Genomic DNA, 15,730 nt, shown 5'->3' with positions numbered 1-15,730 from the left:
CGCGGGCCAAGAAGGTCGGACGCCTCCTCCGGTTTGCCGGGCCAGGGTCCTTCTGACGGATCAGGCTGGGCCCGGGACTCCAGCAAGATCCGTGAGAAGGGCCCTAACGCAGGCCCTTTCCGTGCGCGGGTTCCGTGCTCTCGCGCAACCGCTCCTCCAGCAGATCCAGCAGGCCCGCCAGGTCGGGGGCGATGGCGAGATCGTCCAGCGTGGCTGCCGGGAGGAGGCCGGAGTCGGCGATGCCGCGCAGGGCGCCGAGCAGCGGCGTCCAGAAGCCTCCGGCGTCGAGGAAGCCGACGGGCTTGGCGTGGAATCCGAGCTGACGCCAGGACCACACCTCGAAGATCTCCTCCAGCGTGCCGAGTCCGCCTGGCAGGGCGACGAAGGCGTCGGCCTGGTCGGCCATGAGCGCCTTGCGCTCGTGCATCGAGTCGCAGATGAGGAGCCGGGTCACGCCCTCGTGCGCCCACTCCCTCTCGACCATGCTGCGCGGCATGACACCGACGACCTCGCCGCCGGCCTTCAGCGCGCTGTCCGCGATCGCACCCATCAGGCCTCGGCGGCCACCGCCGTAGACGAGCCCGATGCCGCGCCGGGCAAGCTCTGCCCCGACGTCGACGGCCAGTTCGGTGTGGGCCGGGTCGATTCCGGTGGACGAGGCGAGGAAGACGGCGAGGCGGCGCATGGGGTCTCCTGGGTCGGTGGGTGCCCGTGAGGGGCTTCGTCGCCCGAACCCTGCCCTTCGGGTGACTCAATATCTACGCCCGCGCGATGAGGGTTTTGCGAACCATGTGGTGAGAGTTTTTGTCGGGGCGGAAAGTATGGAATTCGGTGGTCGGTGCACGCTGTTCTTGCGTGCTACTCTCGGTAGAAGTTGCAGTTGTGGTTCCCAAAACTTCAGGTGCCCCTGACCTGCTCTTGCAGGCGGGAGCACCCTTGTATTTCCGGTCATTTTTCCGGTCGGGGTAATCATCGCGGCGACACGGTTTTCGCACAGTGCGGATTCCGATGTACTGCCCCAAGGAGATATGACATGGCTACTGGAACCGTGAAGTGGTTCAACTCGGAAAAGGGCTTCGGCTTCATCGAGCAGGACGGCGGCGGCGCTGACGTCTTCGCCCACTACTCGAACATCGCCGCCCAGGGCTTCCGTGAGCTCCAGGAAGGCCAGAAGGTGTCCTTCGACATCGCGCAGGGCCAGAAGGGCCCGACGGCCGAGAACATCGTTCCGGCCTGACACCGACGCGTATTTTGCAGCTGGGGCCCGCATCCTTCGGGGTGCGGGCCCCAGCTGCATGCTTTTCCGCACCCGGGCCCGCGTGGATTTCCGCCGGCCGGCTCTGCCTGTTTTTGCCATCGGTCCATACTTGTAATTCGCCATGCGGCTCATCGCTGCGGGGATTCCTTGGTATGCACCGCATCGAGGAAGGTTCCGCATGAACCGCACACGTACAAACGACCGTTCCGCCCGCACCCGTGGCGGAAATTCCTACGCCGGGAAGAGCGGCGGCCGCTTCGGCTCGTCGGCGCCGCGCCGCTCCGGCGGACCGGCCCGCTCGGGCGGTCACGGCCGCCGACCCGCCGCGGTGCAGGGTGAGTTCGCGCTCCCCGAGACGATCACCCCCGCGCTGCCCGCCGTCGAGAGCTTCGCCGACCTCGGCATGCCCGCGCAGCTGCTGGCCGAACTCGGCAGGCAGGGTGTGAGCGCACCGTTCCCGATCCAGGGCGCGACGCTGCCGAACTCCCTGGTCGGCCGTGACGTCCTGGGCCGTGGGCGGACCGGCTCCGGCAAGACCCTCGCCTTCGGCCTCGCGCTGCTCGCCCGCACCGAAGGACGGCGTGCCGAGCCCCGTCAGCCGCTGGGGCTGATCCTCGTACCGACACGCGAGCTGGCGCAGCAGGTGACGGACGCCCTCACGCCGTACGCCCGCTCCCTCAGGCTGCGGATGGCCACGGTCGTGGGCGGAATGTCGATCGGCAGGCAGGTCAGTGCGCTGCGCGGCGGGGCCGAGGTCGTCGTCGCGACCCCGGGCCGGCTCAAGGACCTCATCGACCGTGGCGACTGCCGGCTGGACCAGGTCGGCATCACGGTGCTCGACGAGGCCGACCAGATGGCCGACATGGGGTTCATGCCGCAGGTCACCGCGCTGCTCGACCAGGTGCGTCCGGAGGGGCAGCGGATGCTGTTCTCCGCCACTTTGGACCGCAACGTCGACCTGCTGGTGCGCCGCTACCTGAGCGACCCGGTCGTGCACTCGGTCGACCCGTCGGCCGGTGCGGTCACGACGATGGAGCACCACGTCCTGCACGTGCACGGCGCCGACAAGCACGCCGCCACCACGGAGATCGCCGCCCGCGACGGCCGCGTGATCATGTTCCTCGACACCAAGCACGCCGTCGACCGGCTCACCAAGGACCTGCTCAACAGCGGGGTGCGGGCCGCCGCGCTGCACGGCGGCAAGTCCCAGCCGCAGCGCACCCGCACGCTGACGCAGTTCAAGACCGGAGACGTCAGCGTGCTGGTCGCGACCAATGTCGCGGCGCGCGGCATCCACGTCGACAACCTGGACCTCGTCGTCAACGTCGACCCGCCGACCGACCACAAGGACTACCTGCACCGCGGTGGCCGTACCGCTCGCGCAGGTGAGTCCGGCAGCGTCGTCACCCTCGTCACCCCGAACCAGCGCCGGGCCATGATCCGCCTCATGTCGGACGCGGGCATCCGGCCGCAAACCACCCCGGTCCGCTCGGGCGACGAGGCGCTGCACCGGATCACCGGCGCCCAGGCCCCCTCCGGCGTCCCGGTCGTCATCGCCGCACCGGCGACCGAACGCCCCAAGCGCGGCGGCTCCACCCGAGGCCGCCGCCGCCCCGCTTCCGCCGCCCGCCGCGCCCCCGCACGCAAGCCTGCCGCCTAGGGCCTGATCCGCCTGATCGAAACGACGGGCTGCCGACGGTCGACGAGCAGAACACGCCTTCGGTAGCCTTCGTGCTTTCCCCGCTGAACCTGTCTCACCCCGGCCCGCCCGCTCTTCCTACTCCTTGTGAGGCTCCATGCGCTGCGTCATCGCCCGCTTCCCGTTCGATCTCACCAAGAACGGCGTGCTGGAATCGATGAAGGGCATCAAGCCCGAACCGAGCACCGGCGAAACCGTCACCATCGGCCGCCGTCAGTACCCCGCCAAGCAGGTCGGTCAGGTCGTCACCCGACAGGACCGCCGTGACTTCACCGCCGCCGAGGTCCTCCGGGCGATGGCCAAGCTCGGTTTCACCTGCCACGCCGCCCCCGAGCCGGCCCCCGAGCCCGCCCGCGACCCGCTCGAGCAGGCCTCCGCGATGCTCGGCACCACCACGCCCGCCTGAACCGGCGAAGAGGGTACTGATACCTGAATGACAGTGGGGCCCGACCGGTACGCCGGTCGGGCCCCACTGTCATTCAGGTATCAGCTGTTCTCGACCGTGGTCGTGGAGCCCCCGGATTCGGAGCGGCGGTATTCGGCATTGATCCGCTGGGCTTCCTCGAGCTGGTCTTCCAGAACGATGATGCGGCAGGCGGCCTCGACGGGCGTCCCCTGGTCGACGAGTTCCCGGGCGCGCGCGGCGATGCGCAGCTGGTAGCGGGAGAAGCGGCGATGGCCGCCTTCTGAGCGGAGCGGGGTGATGAGGCGGGCTTCGCCGATGGCGCGGAGGAAGCCCTGGGTGGTGCCGAGCATTTCGGCGGCCCGGCCCATGGTGTAGGCGGGGTAGTCGTCGTCGTCGAGACGCCCGAACGAGTCGTCTGCTGTCACTTGCACCTCTCTGTGGAACATGCTTGAGGGGCCCTGGTGCCGAACGGCACCAGGGCCCCGAAGGAACTTCTACACCATCTGCCGGTCCTCATACTTCGCCGGCCTTCTGTTTCCGCATGCCCGGACGTATTGCTGTCGGGGCCGCGGGGATCGCGGTTGCTTGACCGGAGACCACCTCACTATCGATGTCCTGCGGTACCCGGGTTCACGATTTCCGCCCGGGCGATCCTGATGGCGCCTGCTCCTCCGTTCTTCCTCGGGTAACGAGAAGAACCATACCCAGGCCGCAATCCAATGTCTACTCCAGCCAGCATAGATTTTTGCGTGTTCGAAGAGGAGTTAATCCGCCTCGAACACGCGGGCAAAGCTCCTCGCCGGTGCGGATCCGGTCACCCGCGCGCCGCGGCCGCCCCGACCGCCGCCGTCACGAAGGCCCGCAGGAGCGGATGTCCCGCGTGGGGTGGCCACGCCAGCACCAGGCGGCTCTCGGGGGCGTCCGTGACGGGTACGCACACCACGCCCGGCGGGACCGGGTGCACGAGTGAGCGGGGCAGGACGGCCACGGCCCGGCCCACCGCCACCAGGGGGATCAGCTGCGCGACATCCTTCACCTCGGGGCCGGGCCCGCCGTCGCCCCCGATCCCGGGCACACCCTTCCAGCGCGGCATCGGCTCGTCCTTGAGATCGGCGAGCCGCACCGCGTCGCGGGCGGCAAGGCGGTGGGCGGCGGGCAGGACCGCGACCCGCTCCTCGACGCGGAGCGTCTCGTGGTCGAGGCCCTCCAGATCGTCGAACGGCATGTACAGCAGTCCCACGTCGGCCCGTCCGTCGCGCAGTTGTGCCGCGCGGTCGGTGGGCCCGCTGAACACGATCTCGACCCGGCGTGCGTCGGAGCCCTCGGCGTACGCGGCGAGGATCGCCGACAGCAGACCGGCGTCACCACCCGGCTTGAGCACGAGCCGCAGTCGCGTCCCCGACCCCGCGGCCCGACGGGCCCGCTCCGCGGCGGCGGCCACCGCGTCCAGCGCGTACCGGCCGTCCCGCAGCAGCGCCTCGCCCGCCGGTGTCAGCGCGACCTGGCGGCTGGAGCGGACGAAGAGCGTGACGCCGAGCCGCCGCTCCACGCGCTGGACCGCCTTCGACAAGGCCGGCTGCGCGATCGCGAGGCGCTGGGCGGCGCGGCCGAAGTGCAGCTCCTCGGCGACCGCGACGACGTACTCGATCTCCCTTGTCTCCAGTTCAGCCATGCCTCCAGGTTATCGTTCGAGGCCGAGCGGATCTTGGACGGAACCCTTTGTCCCGCGGTTCGATGGCCGCATGATTCACCACACGATGCTCGTGTCCTTCGACGGCCCGATCCCCGACGCCGAGCTCGACCAATTCCTTCGGGACATCGAAAAGGTCATGGACGACTCCGGTCACATCCAGACGTCCGCCACCCGTCGGCACATTCCGGTTCCCGGTGAGGAGGGCATCCCCGCGATGATCGCCACGGCGGTCGTGCAGTTCGGCGCGGCCGACGTGGACGCACTCGGTGCCGCGTTCGCCGCCCCCGGCGCCGGGGAGCTGATCCACCGCTGGCAGGCCCGGTACCCGTACAAGGTGGCCTGGGTGAACCACGCGCCGCTGGACTGAACGTCGCGTCAGTACGCCGGGCGGCCCCGCCGCCCGGCCCGCGGCCAATATGAACGAAACGACGCGCCCCTCGTCCTGGGTTCCGCTTCCTCCTAACCTCGTGCCCGTCTGTGTGAGGGATCTTCCGCGCACTGATGCGCGGGCGTGCCGAGCAGTTGACCGACGAGGAGGTTGTTGTGGCGGATGCCGGGCAGGGGCGGTTCTCCAGGCGGCAGGTACTGGCGGCAACGGCGGTGGGAATGTCGGGAGTTGGCGTGATGGCCGATGTCGTGGGCGCGGCGCCGGCGGGTGCGGCATCGGCCAGCCCGCGGAACTACCGGATACCGGGCCTGCGGGCCCCGGTCGAGCTCATCGAGGACCGCTACGGCGTACCGCACATCTACGCCGACAACGAGCACGACGTGTTCCTCGCGCAGGGCTTCAACGCCGCCCGCGAGCGCCTCTTCCAGATCGACCTGTGGCGCAGGCGGGGACTGGGTAGGCTCGCCGACGTGCTCGGACCTGACTATGTGGCGCAGGACCGGGCCACCCGCCTGTTCCTGTACCGCGGTGACATGGACGTCGAGTGGGCGCGCTACGCCGAGGACGCGCAGCGCATCGCGACGCAGTTCACCGCCGGGATCAACGCCTACGTGGACTGGCTGGATGCCCACCCCGACCAACTCCCCGAGGAATTCGGCCTCCTCGGCTACCGGCCGGCCCACTGGGACCCCGAGGACGTGGTCCGCATCCGCAGCCACGGCCTCACCCGCAACCTGACCAGCGAGGTCAAGCGCGCCCAGGTCGCCTGCGCCGCCGGGGTGGACGCCGACCTGGTGCGTCAGGGGCTGCAGCCGGACCACAAGGCGACCGTGCCGGACGGCTTCGATCCGTGCGTGCTCCCCGACGGCGTGCTCAAGGTCTTCGAACTCGCGACCCAGGAAGTGGAGTTCAGCGAAGGGGCGGTACGTCGTGCGGTGGTGCGCGACGCGACCACCGAGGGCTCCAACAACTGGGTGATCGGTGGGCAGCGCACCGCCACCGGCCGGCCGATCCTCGCCAACGACCCGCACCGCTCCTACTCGGCGCCCTCCCTGCGCTACCTCGCGCACCTGAGCGCGCCCGGCCTCGATGTCATCGGCGCGGGGGAGCCCGCGCTGCCGGGCATCTCCATCGGGCACAACGGCACCGTCGCCTTCGGCCTGACCATCTTCCCGATGGACCAAGAAGACCTGTACGTCTACGAGTTGGACCCGGACGACCGCTCCCGATACCGCTACCAGGACGGCTGGGAGCCGCTGAAGGTGCTGCGCGAGCGGATCCCGGTGGCGGGGGAGGACGACCACCCCGCCGAGCTGAGCTTCACCCGGCACGGCCCCGTGATCCACGTCGACGAGGAGCACAACCTCGCCTACGCGGTGCGCACCGCGTGGCTGGAAGCGGGCACGTCACCGTACTTCGGCAGCGTCGCCTACATGCGGGCCCGCAACTACCGCGAGTTCACCGAGGCCATGCGCAACTGGGGCGCCCCGACGGAGAACCAGGTCTACGCCGACGTCGAAGGCAACATCGGCTGGGTGCCCGGCGGGCTCGCGCCCAAGCGGGTCGGCTACGACGGCCTGCTCCCGGTGCCCGGCGACGGCCGCTGCGAGTGGGACGGCTTCTACTCGGGCGACGACCTGCCACGCACCCTCAACCCGGCCGACGGCTTCATTGCCACCGCCAACCAGTTCAACCTGCCGCCCGAATACCAGGACATGGGGCTCGGCTACGAGTGGACCAACCCCTTCCGCCACCAGCGGATCGTGGAAGTCCTCTCGAAGCAGCGCAAGCACACCATCGCCGACTCGCAAGCACTCCAGCACGACCAACTGTCCATACCCGCACGCCGGTTGACCGCCCTGCTGTCCCGCCTCGACAGCAGCGAACCCGACCGCCGCCGGGCCCTGCGCCTGCTGCGCGACTGGGACGCCGTCGAATCACCCGACTCCGCCGAGGCGGCCCTGTTCGAGGTGTGGCTGTCCAGGCACCTGGGGCCCGGCTTCGTACGGGCCGCGGTGCCGAAGGCCGCCGAGCTGATCGAGGACGCCGACACCCTCGTCCTGCTCGGCGAGTTGGAGAAGCCGGGACGGTGGCTGAAGGACGGGGCGGCCCGCGACCGGCTGCTGCTCGACACGCTGGGGTCGGCCTACGCCGAGGTACGCAAGCTGCTGGGGGACGACGAGCGGACGTGGCAGTGGGGCGCGCTGCACCACAGCCTCTTCCAGCACCCGGCATCGGCGGCGCTCAGCGAGGCCGACCGGGCCCGCTTCGACGTCGGACCGATGCCGAGCGGCGGCTCCCCGGACACGGTCAACGCGGCGACGTACCGGACCAGCGACTTCCTGCACACCAGCGGCCCCTCGTTCCGGGTCGTCCTGGACGTCGGTGACTGGGACTCGTCCGTGGCGGTGAACACCCCCGGCCAGTCCGGCGACCCGGACGACCCGCACTACCGCGACCTCGCCGAACCCTGGCTCAAGGGCGAGTACTTCCCGCTCGCCTACACCCGCGCGGCCGTCGAGAAGATCGCCGAACGGCGTGTGCGGCTCCTCCCCGCCGAAGCGTAGAGCGCCCCGAAGCACCTCAACCCGCCGCCGGACGGTACTCCTGCTCGGGCCTCCCCGTGGCCCCGTACCGCAGTCGCATGCGCAGCAGGCCGTCCGTGCACAGTCCCGCGAGGTGGCGCTGTGCCGTGGCGCGCGAGATGCCGATGGACCGGCCGACCTCCGCTGCGGACAGGGCGCCATCGCCCTGCCGGACGGTGGCGAGCACCAGCTGGCGGGTGGCGGCGTGCGCGCCAGTGGGGCGGTCGCGGTGCGGTGGCGGCGCCGAGAGCGTGGCCACCGCCTCGTCGATCGTGTCCTGGTCGACCTGCGGGGAGTCCAGGGCGCGGCGGTAGCGGGCGTAGCCGCGCAGGCGGTCGATCAGGCGCTGAGGAGGGAACGGCTTCGCCAGATAGGCCAGCGCGCCGGCCGACAGTGCCGCGCGCACGGTCCCTCCCTCCGTCGCGGCGCTCAACACGAAGCAGTCGCAGGGCAGTTCGCGGACCAGGTCCACGCCGGAAGCGTCCGGCAGGAACACGTCCACCAGGGCCAGGTCGACCGCCTGCTCCCGTACGATCTCGCGCGCCTGCTCGGCCGACTGCGCGGTGGCCACCACCGTGAATCCGGGGGCCTGCGCCACGTGGGATGCGTGCAGGCCCGCCACGTGGAAGTCGTCGTCCACGACCAGCACCGACAGCGTGGTTCTCGCGCTCACCGTGTCTCCTCCAGTACGCCCGGCAGCCGTGCCACGAACACGGCGCCGCCGGGATCCTCGTCGCCCACCGGGCCGCCCGGTGTCACCAGGTCGACCTCTCCGCCGCGGCTCCGTGCGATCTGCCGCACCAGGGCGAGGCCGACGCCCCGGCCGCCGGGCGTTGATGTGTCCTCCTTGGAGGAGACACCCTCCGTGAAAATGTCCTCGGCGCGGTCCGCCGGGACGCCGTCGCCGCTGTCAGCCACGGTGATCACGAGCGTCGTGCCGTGCGCCATCAGCTCCACTTCCACCTGACGTGAGGTGCGGCCGCCCTCGCCCGCCGCGTGCACGGCGTTGTCGAGCAGATTGCCGAGGACGGTGGTGACATCGACCGGCTCGGTGACAGGGGAGTCGATCCAGGTGCCCTCGCCGAGGGCCAGCTCCACGCCCTTCTCCCGTGCCTGAGCCGCCTTCGCGCGCAGGAAGGTGCGCAGGTACGTGTCGTCCACCGCGTCCAGACCGGGCAGGGAGACCGCCGTCGAGCCCGTGCCGAGGAGTTCCTCCAAGTAGCGGGCCGCCTGGGTCAGATGGCCGCCGTGGACCAGGCCGGCCACCACGTGCAGCCGGTTGCTGAACTCGTGGCGCTGGGCACGCAGCGCCGACCCCATCGCCTGCACCGCGTCCAGCTGCCGGGTCAGCGACTCGACGTCCGTACGGTCCTTGACGGTGACGAGCGTGCCCAGGTCCCGGTCGGCCCGGCGCACCCGCCGGGCCGACACCACGAGGACCCGTTCGCCCGCAGCGGTCACCACAGGCTCACCGCCCCCGCCGTCCGGCCGGGCCGCGCGGGCCACCGCCAACACCCGTGGATTGAGGCCCCATTCGGACACCGGGGCGCCCACCGGGCCGTCCACCGCGAGCAGTCGCCGCGCCTCGTCGTTGACGACGGTCACCCGCTCCCGCGCGTCCAGGGCCAGGACGCCGTCGCCGATACCGTGCAGCACCGCCTCCTGCTCCTGCACGAGACCCACCAGTTCCTCCGGCTCCAGGCCGAGGGTCAGCCGCCGCCATCGCCGGGCGAGCGCCGCGGAGGCCGTCACACCCACGAGCAGTGCCACGGCCAGGCAGGCGAGACCGACGAGGAGGACGCGGACCACCTGGTCGTGCACGTGGCTGGCGGCGACCCCCGCGTTCGCCTCACCCACCACGCGACGGCTGTGCGGGGCGTAGACGGGGACCTTCGCCACGATCTCCTCGCCGAGGTGCGCGTGGTCGTGGTCCAGCACCTCGTGCCCGGCCAGCGCGCGCGACGGGTCGGTGCTCACCATGCGTCCGAGCTGGCTCCGCTGCGGGTGGGCGATGCGGATGCCGCGGTCGTCCGTGACCACGACGAACAGGGAGCCGGTACGGGCCCGGGCGGCCTGCGCCAGTGCCTGCACCGGCCCGTCCGCGAGCGCGGCGACGTCCCGCTCCGCGCGGGCCCGGCGACGCCCGTCACCGGACACGGAGTAGCGGGCCGCCTGCGTGCGGACGACGGGATTCGCGGCGACGGTGCGGGCCACCCCCAGCGCCCGCAGCTGGTACTCGCGCTCGACATGCTGATCGTTGACGTATGCGAAGGCCCCGAAGGCGGCCGTGAGGGCGAGCGCGACGACCGCGCTCTGCAGCAGCAGTACCTGGGTACGCAGCCGCAGGCGCCGACCGCGCCACCGCATGGACCTGGAGAACCTCACGTCGCGACGGTATCCGCAGCCCCCCGCGGGGCCGTCGGGGGCCCCGCTCCGAGCGTGCACTCAATGAGCACAACCCGCACAAGGCGGGTTTCGCGGCTTGCGCGCGCAACCTGTTCGGCGCGGATCGGCGCGGGATACGTTCACCCGGATCATCCGCCGGCCGACCCCGTGTGCGTTCGCCGGCCCACCCTTGCCCGATGCGCTTTGACCAGGAGTTCCCCCATGACACCAGCCACCGCAGAGGCCAGGGACGCCCTCCGCGACAGCACCCGCGGAGGCCGCCGGTGACCACGCACACCTGGGGGCTCCTGGCCATCCTGGCCTTGTCCATCGTCGCGCTGATCGCACTGATCAACACGCGGCTTCGCATGCACCCCTTCCTGGCCCTGACGCTGGTCTCGCTCGCCGCGGCCGTCGCCGCCGGTGAACCCGCGGAGAAGATCGCCGAGTCTCTGGAGACGGGCGCGGGCTCCATCCTCGGCGACGTCGGTGTCACCCTCGCCTTCGGAGCGATGCTGGGCCGGCTGCTGTCCGACTCCGGAGCCACCGACCGTATCGCCCGGCTCATCGTCGACCGCGCAGGCCGACGGTCCCTGCCCTGGTACATGGCCGGTGCGGCCTTCGTCATCGGTATCCCGATGTTCTTCGAGGTCGGGCTGATCGTGCTGCTGCCGCTGATCTTCAGCGTGGCGCAGCGGCTGCGCGAGAACCACGACATCAAGGGCTCCCCGTACGTATACCTCGCGGCCCCCGCGATCGCCGCCCTCTGCACCCTGCACGGCATGGTGCCCCCGCACCCGGGACCGCTGATCGGTGTGAGCGGCCTGCACGCCAACCTCGGGCTGACCATCGGCGTCGGCCTGGTGTGCGCGATACCCACAGTCATCCTCGCGGGCCCCGTCTACGGCCGGTGGATCGCGCCGCGCCTCGACGTGCGCCCGGACAGCACGCTCGTCGCCCAGTTCACCGGGGAGCGGACCGCGGGCGGTGACACCCCCGAGCCGGGACCGGCGCGCCGCGGTGTGCCCACCGGGTTGGCGGTCGCCGCGGTCCTGGTCCCCGTCGTCCTGATGCTCCTGAACACGATCGCCGACCTGGTGCCCGCGCTGCCCGCCGGGCTGCGGCACACCCTCGCCCTGACCGGTTCGCCGGTCGTCGCGATGTTCTTCGGGCTGCTCTTCGCGCTGTTCGTCGTGGCACTGCCCAGTGGCGCGGGCGGCGAGGCGATCCGTGACTCCCTCGGCGAGAGCCTGCGGTCCGTGGCCGGCATCCTGCTGATCATCGCGGGTGGCGGCGCGTTCAACCAGGTCCTCGAGGACTCCGGCATCGGCAAGGCGGTGGAGTCGGCCGCCTCGGGCGCACACCTCAACGTACTCGTCCTGGGCTGGCTGTTGGCGCTGCTGCTGTCGTTCTCCACGGGCTCCGCGACGGTGGGCATCGTCGCCGCCACCGGGGTGCTCGCCCCGATGGCCGCCACCGAGTCGAGTCTTGCCACCTCGCTGCTCGTTGTCGCCATCGGTGCCGGTTCCGTGGGCCTCAACTACGTGAACCACGCGGGGTTCTGGCTGGTCAAGGAGTCCTTCGGGATGACACTGGGGCAGGCCACCAAGTCCCACACCGTCATCCAGACACTGGTGAGTGTCTGCGGACTGCTGATGACACTGCTGCTGTCGCTGCTGGCCTGACACGGTGAGGAGGATGCGAAGGTCCCGTCGGGACACGTGAAGGCTCCACGTGCTCCTCTCCACGGCTTTGACCTCGGTGGAGATCGGTAAATAGGTTCAGGCGCCGAGTACTTGCCCCGCACGCCACGAAACGGAGCCCGCCCCGTGTCCTCCCATGACGCGCTGACGTCGTACGCCCTCAGCAGCGAGAACCCGGTGACCGGCGCACCCGAGTGGCTGCGCGACAACCTCGGCACGTTCGTGGGCGTACCGCTTCGCATCCTCCTGATCGTTCTCGGCGCCGTGCTGGTGCGTGCGCTCGCCCAGCGGGCGATCACCCGGACCGTGAACAAGGTCCTGGAGGCCAACGAACACGACAGCGAGCCGCGCCGCACCACCCGTGGCCCCGCCGTACTCCAGCGCGACGCCACCCGTGCGCAGGAGCGGCGCGAGCAGCGGGCACGCACCATCGGCTCGGTGCTCAGCAGCATCGTGACGATCGTCGTCTCCGTCATGGGTCTGGCCATGATCCTCGATCAGATAGGCATCGCGCTCGGCCCGCTGCTCGCCAGCGCCGGCGTGGTCGGACTGGCGATCGGCTTCGGCGCGCAGAGCCTCGTCGCCGACTATCTGGCCGGGATGCTCATCATGATCGAGGACCAGTACGGCGTCGGTGACTCGGTCGACCTCGGCGAGGCCATCGGCGAGGTCGAGCACGTCGGCCTCCGGCTCACCCAGGTCCGCGACCTCAACGGCGGCCTGTGGCACATCCGCAACGGCGAGATCATGCGGGTCCGCAACGACAGCCAGGAGTGGGCCCGCGCGGTGCTCGACGTGTCGGTGGCGTACGACTCCAACCTGGAGAAGGTCTTCGCCGTACTGGAGGAGACCGGCATGTCGCTGCGCTCGGACCACGACTACAAGGGTGTCCTCCTGGAGGACCCGTCGGTGTGGGGTGTGCAGTCCATCGAGGCCGACGGCATCGTGGTGCGGCTCGTCGTGAAGACCGCGCCGCTGAAGCAGTGGGCGGTCACGCGTGAGCTGCGCCGCCGGGCCAAGGAGGCCCTCGACGCGGCCGGCATCGAACTGCCCTTCCCACAGCGCGCGGTGTGGGTGCGGGGCGGCAAGGAAGCCGACGCGCAGGACGACCGCGCGGACGTCCCGACGGCGCGCTGAGCGCGGGGTCCCGGGACTACGTGGCCGGGTTCCGCGCGGCATCGAGTTCCGTCAGCCGGGTCACCAGCAGAGCGGCCTCCTCGGGATCCACGCGGATGTCGAAGACGTCGTCGAGCAGCTTGGGCACCTCGTGCGGCGGGACGGTCTCCGTCACGGGCTCCCCGCCCGGTCGCTCCGTCGTCCACACCAGTGCGTCGAGTGTGTCGTGCCGGTCCGTGCGCAGGCGCTGGATGTACGGGCGGGTGACGAAGGGGGAGCGCTCGTGCGTGGCCACGAAGTGGTTCCCCACCGCGTAGTCGACGGGGTACTGCGGGTTCTCGGTGAAGACCTGCCGCACCGTCCAGCCCTCAGGACCCTCCGGACCGTCACCGCGCTGGTGCACCGCCCAGCCCTCCGCACCGTGGGTGATGACCTGCCGGCGCAGCAGATACGGCCACGGTCCGCTCTCCACGCGGCCGCCGTCGACCAGCTCGATGGGCGCCAGCGGGCTGGCGCCGAAACCGATGTCGACCAGCCAACGCCCGCCGTCCAGGTCCACGATCAGCATCGCGTGGGTCGGCGGGCGCGGTGTGCCGGAGTCCGCGCCGAGCTGCACCCGCGCGGAGACGGCGGTGAAACGGAACCCGAGCGCCTCCAGCGCGGCGGCGAACAACACGGTGTGCTCGTAGCAGTAGCCGCCCCGGCCCCTGCGCACCAGCTTGTCCTGGACCGACGGCACGTCGATCCGCACCTCGCGGTACAGGAACGGGTCGAGGGTGTCCCACCGCAGGGTCAGCACGTGCGCGCGCTGCAGCGCCGCCAGTGTCTCCAGGGTGGGCGCACGGTCGCCCGCGTACCCGAGGCGGGTGAGGTAGGTGTCCAGGTCGAGTTGCTCGCTGCTCCACATGTGGGGGACAACCTCGTCGGGCTCGGCGGCTATTCCGGACGGCGCCCCTGAACCGCTCCCGGACCACGCCAGGACGGCTCACACCTTCAGCATCCGCTCGCACAGCTCCCACAGCCGCCGCGCGGAGTCGGGGTCGAGGGTGAGCTGGAAGCAGCCCAGACGGTTGACGGCGAGGGCGCGGGCCTACGAACTCCTGCGTGGCATCGGCAAACTCTGCATCGGCCACGAGAGCGACTCCGACTATGATCCGCGCCGGCTGATCGACCCGCTGCTGCGGGGACCCCAACAGCCGCGCTGAATAGGCTTGTTGGGATCCGGTGGGGCTCCGCACGGCCACGCCGGGACCGCCGCCGGCCGCGTCCTCGGAGGGGGCGCCGCCGGTCTCATCCACTTACGAGCCGTCCTCGCTCGCCCGCTGGTGTGACCCGTGGGCGCGCCACCCGCTCAAGGTGGTGCCCACACCGAAGACTGGCGGCATGATTCCGCGCCTCACCTCCGCCCGGCTCCTGCGGCGTGCCGCCCTGGTCGCCGCCACCGCGCTGACGACCGCCCTGTCCGCCACCCTCGTCGCCGCGCCCGCCGCGTCGGCCGCTCACTGCGCCGACTCCTCCTGCGGCGGCTCGGCCGTCGTGGCCCCGCTGTCCCAGGAGCCGCCCGCCGTCGGCGCGTGTACGAGCCCGGAGCCCGTGGTGTGCGAGATCCGTCGCTCCACGCCCGACGAGCGGGTGGAACAGCGCGACATCCGCATGCGCTATCTCGACCTCATCGGCGACATGGACCGCGTAGGGTGCACGATGCGCGCCGAGGGGCGCAGCCCCGAGGAGATCGCCCGCCGCCTGGTCGACATGCGCAACGACGCCAAGGAGATCACCCGGGCCGGCATGACACCGGACGAGGTCCGCGTCCTCGAAGCGCGCAACATGGTGAAGTACGGCAACCCCCTCGGCCCCACCGCCGACCAGCTGCACGCCAAGTACGGCTCGTGGGAGAAGGTCGCCGACGCGGCCACCCGCACCAGCCGCGCCGTCGACGGCGAACTCGGCCTGGCGTACGTCCCCTGCCCCTGCGAGGTGCCCGCCGCGGCCTGACCGTCCGGGCGCGGCGGGCGCGTGCGGTCAGCCGCCCGCCCGGTCCCAGTCCGCCGCGCAGGCTGCCGGTGGTGCGGTGGCGGCCTCGTCGTCGTGGGCCGGTGGCGGCCAGACAGGGCGGTGGTGCGGGGGCAGCGCCTCCAGGGCCCCGCGCACGGTGGAATGGCACGGCAGCAGTTCATCGCTGCCGGTCTGGATGAGCAGATCGGACAGTCGGCGTCCGGGGCCGGCCAGCAACAGCAGGCCCTCGCGACGCTGCAGCAGCCAGCGGGCGGCGAGCAGGCAGTTGAGGCCGCGCGAGTCGCAGAACGTGAGCGCCGTGACGTCCAGCACCAGATGCCGGTGCCCGGACAGCACGCGAGTCCCGATCGCGCGGAGGAAGAACTGCTCGCAGTTCTGGTCGAGTTCCCCGCTCACGCGCAGCACCGCACAGTGCTCGCACCTCGCCAGATCTGTGACGGACAGGCGGCCGGCCTGCGTGGACATCGCGCCTCCCGTGAGT

16 protein-coding genes are annotated in these 15,730 nt (G+C 71.1%); 9 read left to right on the top strand and 7 right to left on the bottom strand.

From position 1 onward, the window contains the following. Positions 1–103 precede the first annotated feature (103 nt). Positions 104–685 (bottom strand): TIGR00730 family Rossman fold protein, encoded by a 582-nt coding sequence (locus ACIRHA_RS17945; protein WP_403846287.1) that lies wholly within the window; start codon positions 683–685, stop codon positions 104–106. A gap of 348 nt (positions 686–1,033) precedes the next feature. Here ACIRHA_RS17945 and ACIRHA_RS17940 point away from each other — a divergent pair, with 348 nt between their 5' ends. The 3 genes from ACIRHA_RS17940 to ACIRHA_RS17930 all read left to right on the top strand — a co-directional run bounded on the left by ACIRHA_RS17940 (position 1,034) and on the right by ACIRHA_RS17930 (position 3,363). After that, positions 1,034–1,237: a cold-shock protein gene (locus tag ACIRHA_RS17940; protein ID WP_398462404.1), complete on the top strand. Its 204-nt coding sequence runs from the start codon at positions 1,034–1,036 to the stop codon at positions 1,235–1,237. A gap of 199 nt (positions 1,238–1,436) precedes the next feature. After that, complete coding sequence (locus ACIRHA_RS17935) at positions 1,437–2,918, top strand: DEAD/DEAH box helicase (RefSeq protein WP_403846285.1); 1,482 nt, start codon at positions 1,437–1,439, stop codon at positions 2,916–2,918. A 136-nt stretch (positions 2,919–3,054) separates the two neighbouring features. Then, positions 3,055–3,363: an SCO5918 family protein gene (locus tag ACIRHA_RS17930; RefSeq protein ID WP_403846282.1), complete on the top strand. Its 309-nt coding sequence runs from the start codon at positions 3,055–3,057 to the stop codon at positions 3,361–3,363. An 80-nt stretch (positions 3,364–3,443) separates the two neighbouring features. On the opposite strand, the gene ACIRHA_RS17925 is transcribed toward ACIRHA_RS17930, so the two are convergent. Further along, the gene (locus ACIRHA_RS17925) at positions 3,444–3,788 is read right to left on the bottom strand and encodes a MerR family transcriptional regulator (protein ID WP_403846279.1); all 345 of its coding nucleotides are present in this window, start codon (positions 3,786–3,788) and stop codon (positions 3,444–3,446) included. Between the two features lie 389 nt (positions 3,789–4,177). After that, positions 4,178–5,035: a LysR family transcriptional regulator gene (locus ACIRHA_RS17920; protein ID WP_403846276.1), complete on the bottom strand. Its 858-nt coding sequence runs from the start codon at positions 5,033–5,035 to the stop codon at positions 4,178–4,180. Between the two features lie 70 nt (positions 5,036–5,105). Here ACIRHA_RS17920 and ACIRHA_RS17915 point away from each other — a divergent pair, with 70 nt between their 5' ends. Then, positions 5,106–5,423 carry a hypothetical protein gene (locus ACIRHA_RS17915; protein WP_403846274.1) on the top strand — a complete coding sequence of 106 codons (318 nt, stop codon included), beginning with the start codon at positions 5,106–5,108 and terminating at the stop codon, positions 5,421–5,423. Positions 5,424–5,680: 257 nt separating this feature from the next. Then, positions 5,681–8,011 (top strand): penicillin acylase family protein, encoded by a 2,331-nt coding sequence (locus ACIRHA_RS17910; protein WP_403846271.1) that lies wholly within the window; start codon positions 5,681–5,683, stop codon positions 8,009–8,011. Positions 8,012–8,027: 16 nt separating this feature from the next. Here ACIRHA_RS17910 and ACIRHA_RS17905 read toward each other — a convergent pair whose 3' ends face one another. After that, on the bottom strand, positions 8,028–8,702 hold the full coding sequence (locus ACIRHA_RS17905; RefSeq protein WP_403846268.1) for a response regulator: 675 nt from the start codon (positions 8,700–8,702) through the stop codon (positions 8,028–8,030). Then, entirely contained in the window at positions 8,699–10,414 is a 1,716-nt protein-coding gene (locus ACIRHA_RS17900) for an ATP-binding protein (protein ID WP_403846265.1), read from the bottom strand. The genes ACIRHA_RS17905 and ACIRHA_RS17900 overlap by 4 nt, the downstream gene beginning before the upstream one ends. Positions 10,415–10,698: 284 nt before the next feature. Between ACIRHA_RS17900 and ACIRHA_RS17895 the strand changes: the two genes are divergently transcribed. Together ACIRHA_RS17895 and ACIRHA_RS17890 are read left to right on the top strand one after the other, a co-directional pair. Beyond that, a complete protein-coding gene (locus tag ACIRHA_RS17895) occupies positions 10,699–12,099 on the top strand; it encodes a GntP family permease (protein WP_403846262.1) in 1,401 nt (466 codons plus the stop codon). A gap of 144 nt (positions 12,100–12,243) precedes the next feature. Then, a complete protein-coding gene (locus ACIRHA_RS17890; protein WP_403846259.1) occupies positions 12,244–13,254 on the top strand; it encodes a mechanosensitive ion channel family protein in 1,011 nt (336 codons plus the stop codon). 16 nt (positions 13,255–13,270) lie between these two features. On the opposite strand, the gene ACIRHA_RS17885 is transcribed toward ACIRHA_RS17890, so the two are convergent. Next, positions 13,271–14,140, bottom strand: coding sequence for an arylamine N-acetyltransferase (locus tag ACIRHA_RS17885; protein WP_403846257.1), 870 nt, complete (start codon positions 14,138–14,140; stop codon positions 13,271–13,273). A 139-nt stretch (positions 14,141–14,279) separates the two neighbouring features. On the opposite strand from ACIRHA_RS17885, the gene ACIRHA_RS17880 reads away from it, so the two are divergent. After that, the gene (locus ACIRHA_RS17880; protein ID WP_403846254.1) at positions 14,280–14,438 is read left to right on the top strand and encodes a hypothetical protein; all 159 of its coding nucleotides are present in this window, start codon (positions 14,280–14,282) and stop codon (positions 14,436–14,438) included. Between the two features lie 178 nt (positions 14,439–14,616). Continuing rightward, positions 14,617–15,228, top strand: a complete 612-nt coding sequence (locus tag ACIRHA_RS17875; protein WP_403846251.1) for a hypothetical protein — start codon at positions 14,617–14,619, stop codon at positions 15,226–15,228. A 27-nt stretch (positions 15,229–15,255) separates the two neighbouring features. On the opposite strand, the gene ACIRHA_RS17870 is transcribed toward ACIRHA_RS17875, so the two are convergent. Next, entirely contained in the window at positions 15,256–15,714 is a 459-nt protein-coding gene (locus ACIRHA_RS17870; protein ID WP_403846248.1) for an STAS domain-containing protein, read from the bottom strand. Positions 15,715–15,730 lie beyond the last annotated feature (16 nt).

Source organism: Streptomyces sp. NPDC102360, assembly GCF_044766085.1.
Taxonomy (GTDB): domain Bacteria; phylum Actinomycetota; class Actinomycetes; order Streptomycetales; family Streptomycetaceae; genus Streptomyces.
Note: the sequence above shows the minus strand (reverse complement) of the source record. Positions and strands in the feature narration are given on the sequence as shown.